Raw genomic sequence first — 14738 nt, forward strand, 5'->3', positions numbered from 1 at the left:
ACGTAGATATACCCGTCATCTTTCAAACTGCTGGTGTGTTGGCTGCTCTCATCCCCCCGAATCACTTACTTGCGTAAGCTCAGCGGGATTCATTTGTTTGCCGCCTTCCTGCAACTTGAAATCTATCGGGTATAGCCGTGTAAACCGAATTTGAAGAAGTGATGTAGGAACTAAGCATGAAACGTGCATTAACTTTGATTGGTATGTTATTCGCAACTTGTATGGCGGGAAGTATCACCGCTGCCAATGCGACCGAGTATCCTCTGCCGCCAGCCAATAGCCGTCTGATTGGTGAAAATACTACCTATACCGTTCCAAACGATGGCCGTCCGCTTGAGGCTATTGCTGCCGATTATAAAATCGGTTTGCTGGGGATGCTCGAAGCCAACCCAGGTGCTGACCCGTATTTGCCGTTACCGGGTTCAGTATTAACTATCCCGACCCAGATGTTGCTGCCTGATACCCCACGTGAAGGTATCGTCATCAACCTGGCTGAGCTGCGTCTTTATTACTACCCTAAAGGCCAGAACAAGGTCATCGTATATCCTATCGGTATCGGCCAGTTAGGGCGTAATACTCCGACGATGACGACGTCTGTTAGCCAGAAGATCCCGAATCCGACTTGGACACCGACTGCGAACATCCGTAAGCACTACCTGGCACAAGGCGTTACCTTGCCATCAGTTGTTCCAGCAGGGCCGGAAAACCCAATGGGCCTGTTTGCTATGCGTCTGTCAGCCGGCGGCGGTGAGTACTTGATCCACGGTACTAATGCCAACTTTGGTATCGGTATGCGTGTCAGCTCCGGGTGTATCCGTTTACGTCCTGATGATATCAAGGCACTGTTCAGCTCAGTACCTAAAGGTACTCGCGTACAGATAGTCAACGAACCGGTTAAATATTCCGTAGAACCTGATGGTAAACGTTATGTGGAAGTTCATCAGCCGTTGTCCCGTGTAGACAGTGATGACCCACAAACGATGCCAATTGCGATTAGCAGCAGCCTACTGAAGTTTATGAGTGACAGCCAGACTGATGCTCAAGTGGTCCAGGATGCGATTGTACGCCGCGCTGGCATGCCCGTCATCGTAACGGTAGGTGAGACTGCCCCTGTAGAGGCTCCGGCCGCTGTAGCGCCTCAGGGCGAGCAACAGGCACAACCGCAGACAGAAGAGCAGCAACCGGCTGATGAAGCCGCACCTAAGCTGGTTCAGCCAGGTCCGGTCTACTCCGCCGCTAATTAAGTTTTAGATGCACCTTTGCCATGGCAACTTATCCGTCGTGGCAAAGCGTGTAGCAGTAACCGCAGGATGGCATGGCGAGTCAGTAGCAAAGGAAGGTCGATATCAAGGAAGGTAACGTCAGGGATTCATTTTAGCGGGGTAAAAAAATGGCGCACAATGTGCGCCATTTTTCATTTTCAGGAAGTAATATTACTTCTTGTAAGCGTGAGCTTGGTTGTCCAGACGTTGGTTAGCACGTGCTGCATCGTCTTTAGCTGCTTGAACGTCAGAACGGATTGCGTTCACGTCGTTGCTCAGTTGGTCAACTTTAGCGTTCAGAGTTTGAACGTCAGAAGACAGTTGGTCGATTTTAGCATTGCTTGAACAACCAGCCAGCATAGTTGAAGCTAGGATTACCGCGCCCAGTACAAGTTTAGTACGATTCATTATTAACACCCTCTAGATTAAGTTAATCTCCATGTAGCGTTACAAGTATTACACAAAGTTTTTTCGAAAGAGAATAAATTTTTAGTGTTAGAGGGGTTTATTTTGATCGTTCGCTCAAAGAAGCACCTTGTTTTAAAAAAAAGTTAAAAAAACGAGGCAAAACAGCCGGATTCTATGGGATAAGTCTTATTTGAAAAAATGGCTTTAACGCAGTTGGGATAAAGCAGATTTTTCAGAAAGTTTATTTGGATGGTTTAAAAAAGGAAACGCCGCTATTGAAAGCGGCGTTTTTAATTATCATCCGAGAGGACGTGTTGGGATTATAACACGTGCACCGAAGCAGTATTGGTGGTGCCACTTGCTACCAGAGCACCAGAAACCATAACCACAACTTCGCCTTTCTGTGCCAGACCGCTGGCCAAAGCAGCTTCCTTACCGATGCGGTAGAAATCATCAGTTGAAGCAATCTTATCGACCAGTTGAGTCACCACGCCTTTAGTCAGAATAAGCTGACGTGCGGTGGTTTCATTGGTGGTCAATGCCAGAATGGTGGCGGTAGGGAAGTATTTACGCACTGATTTTGCTGATTTACCGCCACCAGTGGCAACGATAATCAGTTTTGCTTCCAGCTTTTCTGCTGTTTCTACCGCGCCACGGCAAACGGCTTCGGTGATTCGCATTTTACGATTATCATTCAGCGTATCAATGCGGCTAGGCATAATTCGGTCTGTACGCTCACAGATGGTCGCCATGATGGTGACAGACTCTAATGGGTACTTACCCTTGGCGCTTTCACCCGACAGCATCACGGCGTCTGTACCATCCAGAATGGCGTTAGCAACGTCGCCAGCTTCTGCACGGGTAGGGCGTGGGTTTTTGATCATTGAATCGAGCATTTGCGTTGCAGTGATAACAACTTTGCGAGCGCGGTTACATTTCTCAATCATCATCTTCTGCGCGAAGATAACTTCTTCAACCGGGATCTCAACACCCAGGTCACCACGGGCAACCATGATACCGTCAGATGCTTCCAGGATTTCGTCGAAGTTATTCAGACCTTCCTGGTTTTCGATTTTAGAGATGATTTGGATATGCTCGCCACCGTGCGCTTTCAGGTGTTCGCGAATTTCCAGCACGTCTGAACGTTTACGGATAAACGAGGCTGCAACGAAGTCCACACCTTGCTCACAACCAAAGATCAGGTCAGCTTTATCTTTTTCAGCCAATGCAGGTAGCTGGATAGAAACGCCTGGCAGGTTAACGCCTTTGTTTTCACCCAGGTCACCGTTGTTCAGTACTTTACATACCACGGTACTTTCAGTGACTTCAGTCACTTCCATGCCGATCAGACCATCGTCAACCAGCACGGTATTACCAATTTTCAGGTCAGCAGCAAAACCGGGATAAGTCACAGCAACGATGTTGTCGTTACCGATAACACTTTGATCCGTGGTAAAGGTGAAAGTTTGACCGGCAACCAGGGCTGCATCTTTGCCGCCTTCCAGTTTCATGGTACGGATTTCAGGGCCTTTGGTGTCCAGCAGGATGCCAGCTTTGTGGCCGGTTTTTGCCATGACAGCACGAATATTCTTGATACGTTGACCATGTTCTTCATAGTCACCATGAGAAAAGTTCAAACGCATAACGTTCATGCCGGCATCAAGCAGTTTTGTCAGCATTTCTTCAGATTCGGTTTTGGGACCGATAGTACAAACAATTTTAGTCTTTTTGTCGTTCATGTTCATGAGGATTTTTCTACAAGTTGTGATGGATTAAAAACGAAAGTTCCGTTAATGAGATCAACGGAGTGGGATCTGATTAGTGTCTGGTGTAGCGAAACGTTACAAAGAAGCAAAACATTACTAAGGATAGATGACAGTTGCGGAAGTTGAGCGGAAAACTTTAGCACGAGGCTAACCGCATGATCGGTATACGATGGCGTAAATGTGAGTTGTATTTTTTTAGCGTATCGGCAGATCAAGATGCTGAAACCATTCAACTGAAACGACGGTTCGTATTATAAGCGGTAACTAACGGGAAATGAAATAGAAAACAGAAACTCATTGCCGTTTTTTATAAAAAGGGGGAATTAGTCGCGCAAGTATTGCGAATATTTCTTATTTTGTTGCGCAACTGGTGTGATGTTTAACATTTTTAGCCAATCCAGGGTTGAAAAACAAGCAGGAGGTGGCAGGGCGATTGGTTGATATTTATTGCTTTATCTCGGTTATATATTGCAGGGAATAGGGGGTAAAAGAGTATTGGGAAGATTAAGAAAACAGAGAGTAAACCGCAAATGCAGAGTGGTGCGTTCTAATGGACTCGAACCATCGACCCCCACCATGTCAAGGTGGTGCTCTAACCAACTGAGCTAAGAACGCATCTAAAGATGATAAACCTGTTGCCAGAGTGGTGCGTCCGAATGGACTCGAACCATCGACCCCCACCATGTCAAGGTGGTGCTCTAACCAACTGAGCTACGGACGCACATTACCCTACTGACTTGACGCTACAGTGTTACCAACTGCAACGACTACTACCTTAGCGACTGAACTAACAAAATATTTAACGCTATCTACCTGCAATAAATTTGGTGCGTCCGAATGGACTCGAACCATCGACCCCCACCATGTCAAGGTGGTGCTCTAACCAACTGAGCTACGGACGCATCCTCTTTTATTACTCACCATCAATGCTGACAGCGGGGACGAATATTAACGAGCTGCCCGTCTGCTGGCAAGGGGAAAAACACAATATTCACCGCAAACTCACGTAATTGCTGCGCTTTTGCCCATTGCGCTGTTTTTTTCTCCACCTCGGTGTTTTACGCAGTCGCGACTTGCCAATATGAATTCTGCCTGTCACGCCAGAGACTATCGGTACTAATGCGCCGCCTTTTGCAGGATAAATGCTGCTGGCTGTTTTTGTAACCAGCGGATGCGCAGTGCCATTAAAATCGCCGCAGAAGTTAAGCCAATAACGAACCCAATCCAGAAACCACTTGGCCCCATGGCGGGCACGATATAATCGGTCAGCCCCAGCACGTAACCACTCGGTAACCCCAGTAACCAATAGGCAGTAAAGGTAATAAAGAAGATCGAACGTGTATCCTTATAACCACGTAGCACACCGCTACCGATTACTTGAATCGCATCCGATAGCTGGTAAATAGCGGCCAGCAACATCAAGTGCGAGGCCATCATTACCACTGCCGGTGTTTTGTTGTACAGCAAGGCAATGTGCTCGCGGAAAATAACGGTAAATACCGCAGTGACACAGGCCAGCATTAAACCCACGGCAATACTGGTATAAGCGGCCACTCTCGCTTGTTCTACCGAGCCTTGACCGAGGCGGAAACCAACACGAATGGTGGCTGCTACGCTCAGCGACATCGGTAACATAAACATTAATGAACTAAAGTTGAGCGCAATTTGGTGCCCGGCAACAGCGACAATGCCCAGGGGTGAAACCAGTAAGGCGACAACCGCGAACAGCGTCACTTCAAAGAAGAGTGCCAGAGCAACCGGCAGGCCTAGGCCACCCAAGCGTTTCATTACTTGCCAGTCCGGTGCGGCGAACCCTTTCTCCAGTTTGATATCTTGCTGTGAACGAGCGCGGGTGACATACCAGCGCATCATCAGGAACATCACCCAGTAGACTGTGCCTGTTGCCACCCCGCACCCGACGCCACCCAATGCCGGAGCACCGAATTTCCCGTAGATGAAAATATAGTTAACCGGAATATTCACGAGCAAACCAATAAAGCCGATAACCATCCCCGGCTTGGTTTTGGATAATCCTTCACATTGATTACGTAGCACCTGGAAGAAGAGATAGCCCGGCGCACCCCACATAATGGCATGCAGGAAGCCCACGGCTTTATCTGCTAGCACGGGGTCAATATTATGCATTTGCATAATAACGTGGTCGCTATTATATAGAACAAACATAATTAGCAGTGAAACGCAAAACGCCAGCCAAAACCCTTGCCTGACTTGATGGGCAATTTGATTGCGACGCCCGGAACCGTTGAGCTGTGCAACTGTCGGGGTTAGTGCCAACAACAAACCATGGCCAAATAAAATAGCCGGTAACCAGATAGAAGTACCTACCGCCACGGCAGCCATATCAGTAGCACTGACAGAACCGGCCATAATGGTGTCAACCACGCCCATGGCGGTTTGAGATAATTGCGCGATGACAACGGGAATAGCGAGAGCCAATAAGCTACGCGCTTCGACGATATACTTCTGCACGTATGCACCTTTCTCTACCCGTCGCCCTTCAATATACAGGGGTGTTGGCTGCCCTTGCTCACTCCAGACACTTAGTTATCTAAGCTCCTGGAGGTTCACGCGGTTGCCGCCTACCTGTATCTCGAAGTAACTTGGGTATAACCTAGTTATGATTTCAATAACGACTATTTATCGCGCCATGGGCGATAAATAAAATAGCGGAAAAACAATGAAGGATTGTACCTGCTCATCGCGCTTAAGCAATCTTTGTTGCTAATTATCAGCTAAATACCTCTTATCTGTTTTTTTAGTGTAAGTGGTTTGGTTTTCCTTATCTTCTGAGGCAAAATCAAGGCAAAGAAACTTTCTTTCTACAGATAAGAGGCATGGCGTATGTTTACCGGTATTGTTCAAGGCACCGCGCCGGTGGTTGCCATCGAAGAAAAATCAAATTTCCGCACCCATGTAGTAGACATGCCAGCGGAGATGTTGCCTGAATTAGCGTTAGGCGCTTCTGTTGCCCACAATGGTTGCTGTCTGACAGTCACCGCCGTTGAGGGTAATCGGGTTAGCTTTGATTTAATGAAGGAGACACTGCGTATTACCAATTTGGGCGATATTAAGGTTGGTGATACCGTTAATTTGGAACGTGCGGCTAAATTCAGCGATGAAATCGGTGGGCATCTCATGTCCGGTCATATTATTTGTACTGCTGAGATTGCCAAGATATACACATCAGAAAATAATCGTCAGATCTGGTTTCGTATGCCCAGCTTTGATTTAATGAAGTATGTGTTACACAAAGGTTTTATCGGTATTGATGGTATCAGCCTAACTATTGGTGAGGTTGTGGGGAACCGCTTCTGTGTACATCTGATACCAGAAACACTGTCGCGGACCACATTAGGTAAAAAGCGTTTGGGACATCGGGTAAATATCGAGATCGATCCACAAACCCAGGCGGTGGTGGACACGGTTGAGCGGGTATTGGCTCAGCGGGAAACTGTGCTCGCTACGCCGGTAGTTGATAAGGCCACTCGCGGATAAATGTGGGCTTAACGTAAATAGGATAGGACAGGCAGTCCACCTGTCCTCTTTTAAGTATTAACGCGGCACGCGAATCCCACCCTCGACCCCGTTAGGGCTGAATAATACTTGCCACAGTTGGATGTCTCTGGCGCGGAAAGCACCCGCACAGGCATTGAGATAATAGCTAAACATCCGCTCAAATCGCGACGAGTAATTCGCAGCCAGGCTCGGCCACGCGGCTTGAAAACGTTCATACCACGCCATCAGGGTGCGATCATAATCAGCGCCAAAATTGTGCCAATCTTCCATAATAAAATAAGGCTCACTGGCGTTAGCAATATGTTTTACTGACGGCAGGCAGCCATTAGGGAAGATATATTTATTAATCCACGGATCGATACTCAGATCAGTACGATTAGCACCGATAGTGTGCAGTAAGAACAAGCCATCTGGCTTCAAATTGCGGTTTACCACATCAAAATAGGTGTGATAGTTCTTTGGCCCGACATGCTCGAACATACCGACAGAAACGATACGATCGAACTGTTCGTTCAGATCACGATAGTCTTGCAATAAAATAGTGACGTCTAAACCTTCACAGCGTTTTTGTGCCAGTTTTTGTTGTTCAGCCGAAATGGTCACACCGGAAACGGCGACGCCGTAATGCCGGGCAGCATAGGCTGCGAGGCCTCCCCAGCCACAACCGATATCGAGCAATGTCATGCCCGGAGCCAATTGAAGTTTTTCGCAGATCATCCGCAGTTTATTTTCCTGCGCTTGCTCAAGGGTCGTGGCATCTTTCCAGTAAGCGCATGAGTATTGCATATTCGAATCGAGCATTAGGCTAAACAGATCATTACCCAGATCGTAATGTTCTTTGCCAACAATCCAGGCTCTTTTCTTTGATTGCAAATTAATAATACGCGCAGCAGCAATGCGTAAAGTATCTTTGAGATGGTGTGGAAGTTGATTTTCCAGGCCAGCCCTGAGAACCCGTTGGAAAAAGATATCCAAGCGGTCACATTCCCACCAGCCGTCCATATAACTCTCACCTAATGCCAAAGATCCTTCTTGAAGTATTCGTTTGAAAAAGTCTGGGTTATTGATTCGAATGTCGAAAGGGCGTGAGCCATTGATTTCAATATCAGCCCGATTCAGCATTTCTTGTACAATGCGAAACCAAGGGGTTTCTTGAATACTCTGGTCTTCTATACAGGATGAACTCATAGCTTCTCCATCACTTTCTTCTGACTTATGACCCGCGATATATGCAGATTCATACCAATAAGGTTGTCGTGACCTTGGTGTCTAATATCCATAACGGACAGAGGAAGATTAAGAAGAAACCCTAATAAAGATTGATTTAGGGTAACTCATCCATAAGCGTAAATGTGACGCAATCCACGCGCACAGAAAGTACTTAAGATAATGCTTTTTTTTAATGATATCGTAATTGGTTAAATCGAGTATAGGCTTGCCGAGAGGCTTTCTCAATAATAAATCACACCCGGCTCACGTGTTCCTTAGTGACTATTTCTATTGGAAATTAATTCACTTCGTCCTTGACGCTACCGCGGTGTTAGCGGCTCTCGTTACTTAGCCCATCCTTGGGTCTCGCCTCTATCAGGCTGCCGCTTGCAGCGTTCAAATCGATTTCCGACCCGAATCATTCCTTATCCAGGCTCACCGTGGTTCATTCGTTTGTTGCTTTGCTGTAACACCGATGACGTTGGGCATCGGATTAGTATCATTTTTTTCTTTTCGCAATGCGTAGCAATGAATGCCATATCCTAAAAACGCCAGCACCACGGTCGACAGCATCACGGTCACTGTTGCCAGCAATGGCTGGCTGATATAGGCCGATACCAACATACTGGCAACAAAACATAACCCGAGCTGAAGCGTATTTTGCAGCGCGGCTGCTTTACCGGTGTTAGCTGGAAAAGGCATTAATGCATTCGCTACGATAATAGGGTAGCAGGCACCATTCACCAGCGCCATTATGCAGAATGGAATAAGTAAGGTCAGTAGCGTCGGCGTGGTTAACGTTGCTATCAGATAAAGTGCAATCATGCTGATTGCATATCCCGCCAACAGCCACGGCAGCAAGGTATTACCCTTGATTCGGGAAAGAGCACTGCGACAACCAAATCCACCTAACAGGAAGGCCAGGGTCTGGGGGACATAACTTAATCCGATGACATTCGGGCTATAACCCATATCACCCAGAATAAAAGGTGAACCGGTTAACCAGGCAAAGAAACCGGCACTACAGGCAGCAAACATCATCACGTTGCCACTGAATGTTGCCGACTTAAGCAACTGCCAGAAACTGATGTTGGTGCTAATGCGTGCAGCATTATCTTGTGCGGTTTTTTTGCGTTCGTTCAACCGCGCCGTTGGGATCAATAGCAGCAACGTAACGGCCAGTAGCACTACAAAAATTGAACGCCAACTGAAGTGGTTTAATAACCAGGCACCCAGTAGCGGAGCTAACGCTGGAGAGAGTGCTACGAGCGGCATAATGGTGGCAAACACGCGATTGGCCTTGCCATCGCGATAACGGTCTACCACTAACGCCTGCCAACTTACAGCAGCAGAACACACCCCTACCGCCTGAATAAAGCGGAGTACCAATAATTGTGTCGCATTTTCAACCCATAAAATCCCCAGACAACCGATGGCAAATAACGCCAAACCGGCTAACAGTACCGGTTTACGGCCTAACTTATCCGATACGGGTCCCCAGATAAGCTGAGCGATAGCAAAACCGGCGAGGAAGATACTTAAGCTGGCACTGATGGCGCCGGCAGACGTTTGAAGCTCTTGTTGCATTGCGCCAAAAGCGGGTAGATACATGTCAGTGGCCAAATAGCCCAACATACTCAGACCGGCCAGATAGAACATAAAACCAGACGACGTTTTCATTCTTTATTTCTCTTTATTTCTCTTTATATCCTTGGTCCTTGAAACCGCAGAGGTGTTAGCAGCGGCTCCAATGACGTTGGCTAAATTATAATTTTTTGCAGGCAAAACTTCTGTTATAGAAAATTAATTGCGGAGGGCATTCTATCCGCTGCGATATTCTGTTGTGAAACGGTAATATTTGCACCATGCTATTAAAAAATTTGATAGCAAATTGGTGATGTAAAAAGGTGAAAAACTATGTGGTCTGAATATTCACTGGATGTGGTGGACGCAGTAGCCCGTACTGGGAGTTTCAGTGCTGCTGCTCAAGAATTGCACCGCGTACCGTCTGCGATTAGTTATACGGTGCGCCAGTTGGAAGAGTGGTTGGCCGTTCCGTTGTTTGAACGACGTCATCGCGATGTGGAATTAACCGAAGCTGGCGTGGTTTTTATTAAAGATGCGCGAGATGTTATCAAAAAAATGAATGACACACGCCGTCAGTGTCAACAGGTGGCGAATGGTTGGCGTGGGCAGTTAAATATAGTAATAGATAAAATTGTTAAACCACAGCGTAGTCGCCGTTTAGTGTTGGATTTTTACCGACATTTTCCTGATATTGAACTGCGGGTACGCTATGAAGTATTCAACGGTGTGTGGGATGCGCTGGTGGATGGGCAGGCGGAAATGGCCATTGGTGCGACCCGCGCGATCCCGGTCGGTGGGCGGTTCATCTTTCGCGATATGGGCTTTTTAAGCTGGCATTGTGTGGTGAGTGTCGATCATCCTTTAGCCCAATTAACCGAGCCACTTAGCGATAATCAGTTACGGCCTTATCCCTCACTTTGCCTGGAAGATACCGCCCGTAATTTACCTAAACGTGACACCTGGACTTTAGCAAACCAGCAGCGATTGGTCGCCCCGGACTGGGCAACGGGAATCGATTGCCTGTGTGCAGGATTGTGCATCGGGATGGTGCCGGCACACATGGTATCGCCGTTGATTGAGCAAGGGAAGCTAGCGGCACTGACGCTGGCTGAACCGTTGCCCGATAGTCCATGTTGCTTGACCTGGGAGCAGAACAACCATTCACCAGCATTGGCCTGGCTGCTGGAATATCTAGGTGACAGTGTCACACTTAATACCGAATGGTTGAAAGATGACAGTGAGTTATCAATCAATGACTGAGGATTAATGAGGCAAGATTAGCCGCCGGTAGAGCTAAACACTACCGGCAGGAGAGGATTAACGGCGATAATCGAGGAACGGGCCATCAGCGACAGAACGGCGCTCAATCAGTTTAGGGTGTACCTCAATGGTCTGCGAATCTTCACGTTTGCTGACAATACGGTCAAGTAACATGGCAAAGGCCGTTTCGCCCAAGCGCTCTTTGGGCTGGTGAATAGTGGTTAGCGCCGGCGAGAAATAGCGCGCATTACGCACATTATCATACCCGATCACCGAAATATCTTGTGGTACCCGTAGGCCCAACTCATCAGCAGCACATATCGCGCCCATGGCCATAATATCGCCGCCACAGAACACCGCCGTTGGGCGATGTTTTTGTGTCAGGATTTGATGCATCGCTTTATAACCGGATTCCGGTTCAAAATCCCCTTGGACCACCCACTCATCACGCAGGGTAATATTTGCTTCTTCCAGTGCTTTCAGGAAGCCCTGGTGGCGGCCACCACCGGTATTACGGGCTAACTGGCCGGGGATAGCCCCAATGTCACGATGACCGCGCTCAATCAGGTAACGGCCCGCCAAATAGCCGCCTTCAAAAGCGTTATCAATAATCGAGTCAGTAAAATCACCCCGTGCGGTTCCCCAATCCATGACGACCATTGGGATATTGCGATATTCTTCCAACATCCCGAGTAGCTGCTCAGGATATTCTGAACACATCACCAGCAACCCATCGACACGTTTTTGTGCCAACATCGCCAGATAAGCTTTTTGCTTGTCCAGATTATTATGAGAATTACATAAAATCAGGGTATAACCTTTGCTATAACAACTATTTTCGACCGCTTCGATCACTTCGGCAAAATAGGGCGCTTCGCTGGATGTTGCCAGTAAACCAATTGATTTAGTGTGATTAACTTTCAAACTGCGGGCTACAGCGCTGGGTGAATAATGCAGTTCTTTAATGGCAGCCCACACCGCAGCCTTGGTATTCTCGGCGACGAAACGAGTTTTGTTGATAACGTGCGAAACGGTGGTGGTGGACACACCCGCGTGTTTGGCCACATCTTTAATCGTTGCCATAAAAAGAATGACTCCTAAGCTTACCGGTTACAGTAGGGTAAGTATTATGTTAATCGTTTGCCTGCATAACCCGAAAACCGCTCAGACAAAAACACGATATTAGGCTGGGAAGTTAAATCAGCTGATTGTCTGAGAGTATTTATTGGACGTTATTAGTCGGTATGCAGTTATGAACTGCGAATTTTGGCTGATCTGGAGGAAAAGTGAAAGGGGTAATCAAAGTTATAAAGTGCGTAATGAGCACAAGATTTTTTTTCTGAACTGTGGGAAAATAATTTAACACACTAACTATGTGCCTTTTCCCTACTACAAACTAACCGGCTAAGGAGTTTTTATGGATACCAATCTGAAAATGTCGCTGATTACGACTGTTGGTGCGCTGGCGATGATTATTGTCTTTAGCTTCGTGGCGGTAATGAATTAATTAAACCGCTTGCCGGTGTGAAGTGATAAGTAGGGCGGGTTAATCCCGCCCTTAATTATTTTTACGCGTAATGCGACGATGGGTTGTCACTCTTCTTGCCGTATCAGGCTAAATTTTTCTCAACGAAAGACCAGTTAACCAGTGCCCAGAAGTTTTCCAGGTATTTTGGCCGCGCATTGCGGTAATCAATATAGTAAGCATGTTCCCACACATCTACGGTTAACACTGGTTTATCGTTGGTGGTCAGTGGAGTTGCTGCATTAGACGTACTGACAATCGCCAGTGTGCCATCTGCTTTTTTAACCAGCCAGGTCCAGCCCGCACCAAAGTTTTTTACTGCCGCATCAGTAAATTGTGCTTTAAATTCAGCAAAAGAACCAAATGATTGATTAATGGCATCGGCAACTTTGTCCGTAGGTTCGCCGCCGCCGTTAGGTGACAGGCAGTGCCAGTAGAAGGAGTGGTTCCAGACTTGGGCCGCATTATTAAAGATCCCGCCATTAGAGGTTTTTACAATCTCTTCCAGCGTCTTACCCGCAAACTCAGTATCTTTAATCAAGTTATTGAGATTAACCACATAGGTGTTGTGATGCTTGCCGTAGTGGTATTCCAGCGTTTCAGCTGAGATGTGGGGCTCTAGCGCATTTTGCGCATAGGGTAATGCCGGTAATTCAAAAGACATCGCTCTCTCCTTTCGGGGTTGCTCAGGGTGTTTGCTCCTCAAATCACATCAATTGCCACGGGCAGTGAGGTGGCGAAGAGCGGTTAAAGCTTAATTGTTGTATTTTTGTTGTGGGTATTAATCTTAACAACTTTCAACAGGAATGACAGATATAACCATACTATTTGATGGGTTATTGTATCAACGTTATGCCATGGGGATAACAAGTGCAGGGGCGTTATTGTGCCATCAGCACCCGGTAGGACAACCGGGTGCAAACTGAAGTCTTAGCGGATGGTTTTCGGTGTGACCACACGGCGTGCGCCAACGTAATGATCCTGCCAGTAGTCATTGTCCAGCATACTGATACGAATTTCTTCACCAGTGCGTGGGGACTGAATGAACTTACCGTTACCCAGATAGACGCCTACATGGTCGGCGACGCCACGGTTGGCAATATTGAAGAACACTAAATCCCCGCTCTCCAGCTCAGCACGTTTGACGGGGGCGGCGTCACGCAAGTGATACATCTCGTTCGCGGTACGCGGCATTTTTATTCTGATCACGTCTTTATAGGCGTAATAGATAAGCCCGCTGCAATCAAATCCGGTATTAGGAGAGGTGCCACCCCAACGATAAGGTTTACCAACTTGCTTCATCAGTTTGCTCATCGCGGTCTGTTTGGCGTGTTGATAGCGTTTTTTATGCGCTGGACTGAGCTTGATTTTACTATTGGCGACTAATTCGGTAGCCGCTTTGCCTTGGGTTTTATTTCTGTGTCGGCCATAAGCGACTCTTTCTGTTTTTTTACCTGCAGTCACTTTTTTATTGGCTGCAGTTTTAATATTGGTTTTTTTCGTATTGCTGGTTTTTTTTGTAGCGATTTTACTGACTTCCTGCGTTTTCTTTTTAATGGTTTTAGTCGTGCCGGCGGCAATTTTCTTTTTATCGCTGCTGGTTGCTGTTTTATTGGTAGTCACTTTGCTGGTAGGGGTTTTATTGCTGGCTACTTTTACTTTTTTGGTACTTTTATCTGCTTTACGTTTTTTACGATCATCAGGGCTGGCCTGGCTGACCTGTCCTTTCTTCTGCTCAGCAGACACATGAGCCTGCGGCGACGCATGCGCCAGATTTAAAAATAGCTGGGTAAACAGCAGCACAAACAGCGTAAATATTAAACGCATAATAACGCTACCAACCTTGCCCTGAGATGAATATGAAGAGTCACAGTATTGCCGAAACTCACGATATAAAAAAGCAGAGAGCGACAGGATCTTAATCGATATTGTGAGAAAACATTAATGGCTTAGATATTGTCGCTTTTTCACACGTCTAATGGACTTAAATCAACCATACGTCAACGAGTTATCTCTTTCCTACTTGAAGCCGCAGGGGGAATCCCATAAAGAAGATAATAGTGAAGTGATGGGATCAAAAATGTTATTCTAAATGCACATATTTGTAGCTGACAATATAACCATTCGTCCACGGAGTAAAGCCCCTGCAAAAGATGGCGTTTTATTCCAGTGGTAACAGTCGCT

The 14738-nt window shown here is 46.9% G+C and carries 12 protein-coding genes and 3 tRNA genes; 4 read left to right on the forward strand and 11 right to left on the reverse strand.

All coding sequences use genetic code 11. The annotated features are described in order from the left end of the window. Window positions 1–176 precede the first annotated feature (176 nt). Window positions 177–1244 (forward strand): L,D-transpeptidase family protein, encoded by a 1068-nt coding sequence (locus V1955_RS10280; RefSeq protein ID WP_083158729.1) that lies wholly within the window; start codon window positions 177–179, stop codon window positions 1242–1244. Between the two features lie 189 nt (window positions 1245–1433). On the opposite strand, the gene V1955_RS10285 is transcribed toward V1955_RS10280, so the two are convergent. The 6 genes from V1955_RS10285 to V1955_RS10310 form a co-directional block, all read right to left on the reverse strand. Beyond that, entirely contained in the window at window positions 1434–1670 is a 237-nt protein-coding gene (locus V1955_RS10285; protein WP_005165631.1) for a major outer membrane lipoprotein, read from the reverse strand. Between the two features lie 320 nt (window positions 1671–1990). Continuing rightward, window positions 1991–3409: a pyruvate kinase PykF gene (gene pykF, locus V1955_RS10290; RefSeq protein ID WP_372569885.1), complete on the reverse strand. Its 1419-nt coding sequence runs from the start codon at window positions 3407–3409 to the stop codon at window positions 1991–1993. A gap of 565 nt (window positions 3410–3974) precedes the next feature. Next, window positions 3975–4051: transfer RNA gene (locus tag V1955_RS10295), tRNA-Val, on the reverse strand. A 29-nt stretch (window positions 4052–4080) separates the two neighbouring features. After that, window positions 4081–4157: transfer RNA gene (locus tag V1955_RS10300), tRNA-Val, on the reverse strand. 104 nt (window positions 4158–4261) lie between these two features. Then, window positions 4262–4338, reverse strand: a tRNA-Val gene (locus V1955_RS10305). A gap of 214 nt (window positions 4339–4552) precedes the next feature. Then, window positions 4553–5926, reverse strand: coding sequence for an MATE family efflux transporter (locus tag V1955_RS10310; protein WP_083158730.1), 1374 nt, complete (start codon window positions 5924–5926; stop codon window positions 4553–4555). 372 nt (window positions 5927–6298) lie between these two features. Here V1955_RS10310 and V1955_RS10315 point away from each other — a divergent pair, with 372 nt between their 5' ends. Next, a complete protein-coding gene (locus V1955_RS10315; protein ID WP_083158731.1) occupies window positions 6299–6952 on the forward strand; it encodes a riboflavin synthase subunit alpha in 654 nt (217 codons plus the stop codon). Window positions 6953–7009: 57 nt separating this feature from the next. Here the strand turns inward: V1955_RS10315 and cfa are convergent, their stop codons facing one another. Continuing rightward, the gene (cfa, locus tag V1955_RS10320; RefSeq protein ID WP_083158732.1) at window positions 7010–8161 is read right to left on the reverse strand and encodes a cyclopropane fatty acyl phospholipid synthase; all 1152 of its coding nucleotides are present in this window, start codon (window positions 8159–8161) and stop codon (window positions 7010–7012) included. A 456-nt stretch (window positions 8162–8617) separates the two neighbouring features. After that, window positions 8618–9862 (reverse strand): purine nucleoside transporter PunC, encoded by a 1245-nt coding sequence (gene punC, locus V1955_RS10325; protein ID WP_083158733.1) that lies wholly within the window; start codon window positions 9860–9862, stop codon window positions 8618–8620. Window positions 9863–10099: 237 nt separating this feature from the next. Between punC and punR the strand changes: the two genes are divergently transcribed. Further along, window positions 10100–11029, forward strand: coding sequence for a DNA-binding transcriptional activator PunR (punR, locus tag V1955_RS10330; protein WP_083158734.1), 930 nt, complete (start codon window positions 10100–10102; stop codon window positions 11027–11029). A gap of 57 nt (window positions 11030–11086) precedes the next feature. Here punR and purR read toward each other — a convergent pair whose 3' ends face one another. Beyond that, window positions 11087–12112, reverse strand: coding sequence for an HTH-type transcriptional repressor PurR (gene purR / locus V1955_RS10335; RefSeq protein WP_083158735.1), 1026 nt, complete (start codon window positions 12110–12112; stop codon window positions 11087–11089). A 334-nt stretch (window positions 12113–12446) separates the two neighbouring features. On the opposite strand from purR, the gene cydH reads away from it, so the two are divergent. Further along, window positions 12447–12536, forward strand: coding sequence for a cytochrome bd-I oxidase subunit CydH (gene cydH / locus V1955_RS10340; RefSeq protein WP_019079325.1), 90 nt, complete (start codon window positions 12447–12449; stop codon window positions 12534–12536). A 103-nt stretch (window positions 12537–12639) separates the two neighbouring features. Here the strand turns inward: cydH and sodB are convergent, their stop codons facing one another. Together sodB and V1955_RS10350 are read right to left on the reverse strand one after the other, a co-directional pair. After that, window positions 12640–13218, reverse strand: a complete 579-nt coding sequence (gene sodB, locus V1955_RS10345) for a superoxide dismutase [Fe] (RefSeq protein WP_442820860.1) — start codon at window positions 13216–13218, stop codon at window positions 12640–12642. Between the two features lie 266 nt (window positions 13219–13484). Then, window positions 13485–14381 (reverse strand): C40 family peptidase, encoded by an 897-nt coding sequence (locus tag V1955_RS10350; RefSeq protein ID WP_083158737.1) that lies wholly within the window; start codon window positions 14379–14381, stop codon window positions 13485–13487. Window positions 14382–14738: the final 357 nt, after the last annotated feature.

Source organism: Yersinia sp. 2545 StPb PI, assembly GCF_052217125.1.
In the GTDB taxonomy this organism is placed as follows: Bacteria; Pseudomonadota; Gammaproteobacteria; order Enterobacterales; family Enterobacteriaceae; genus Yersinia; species Yersinia enterocolitica_E.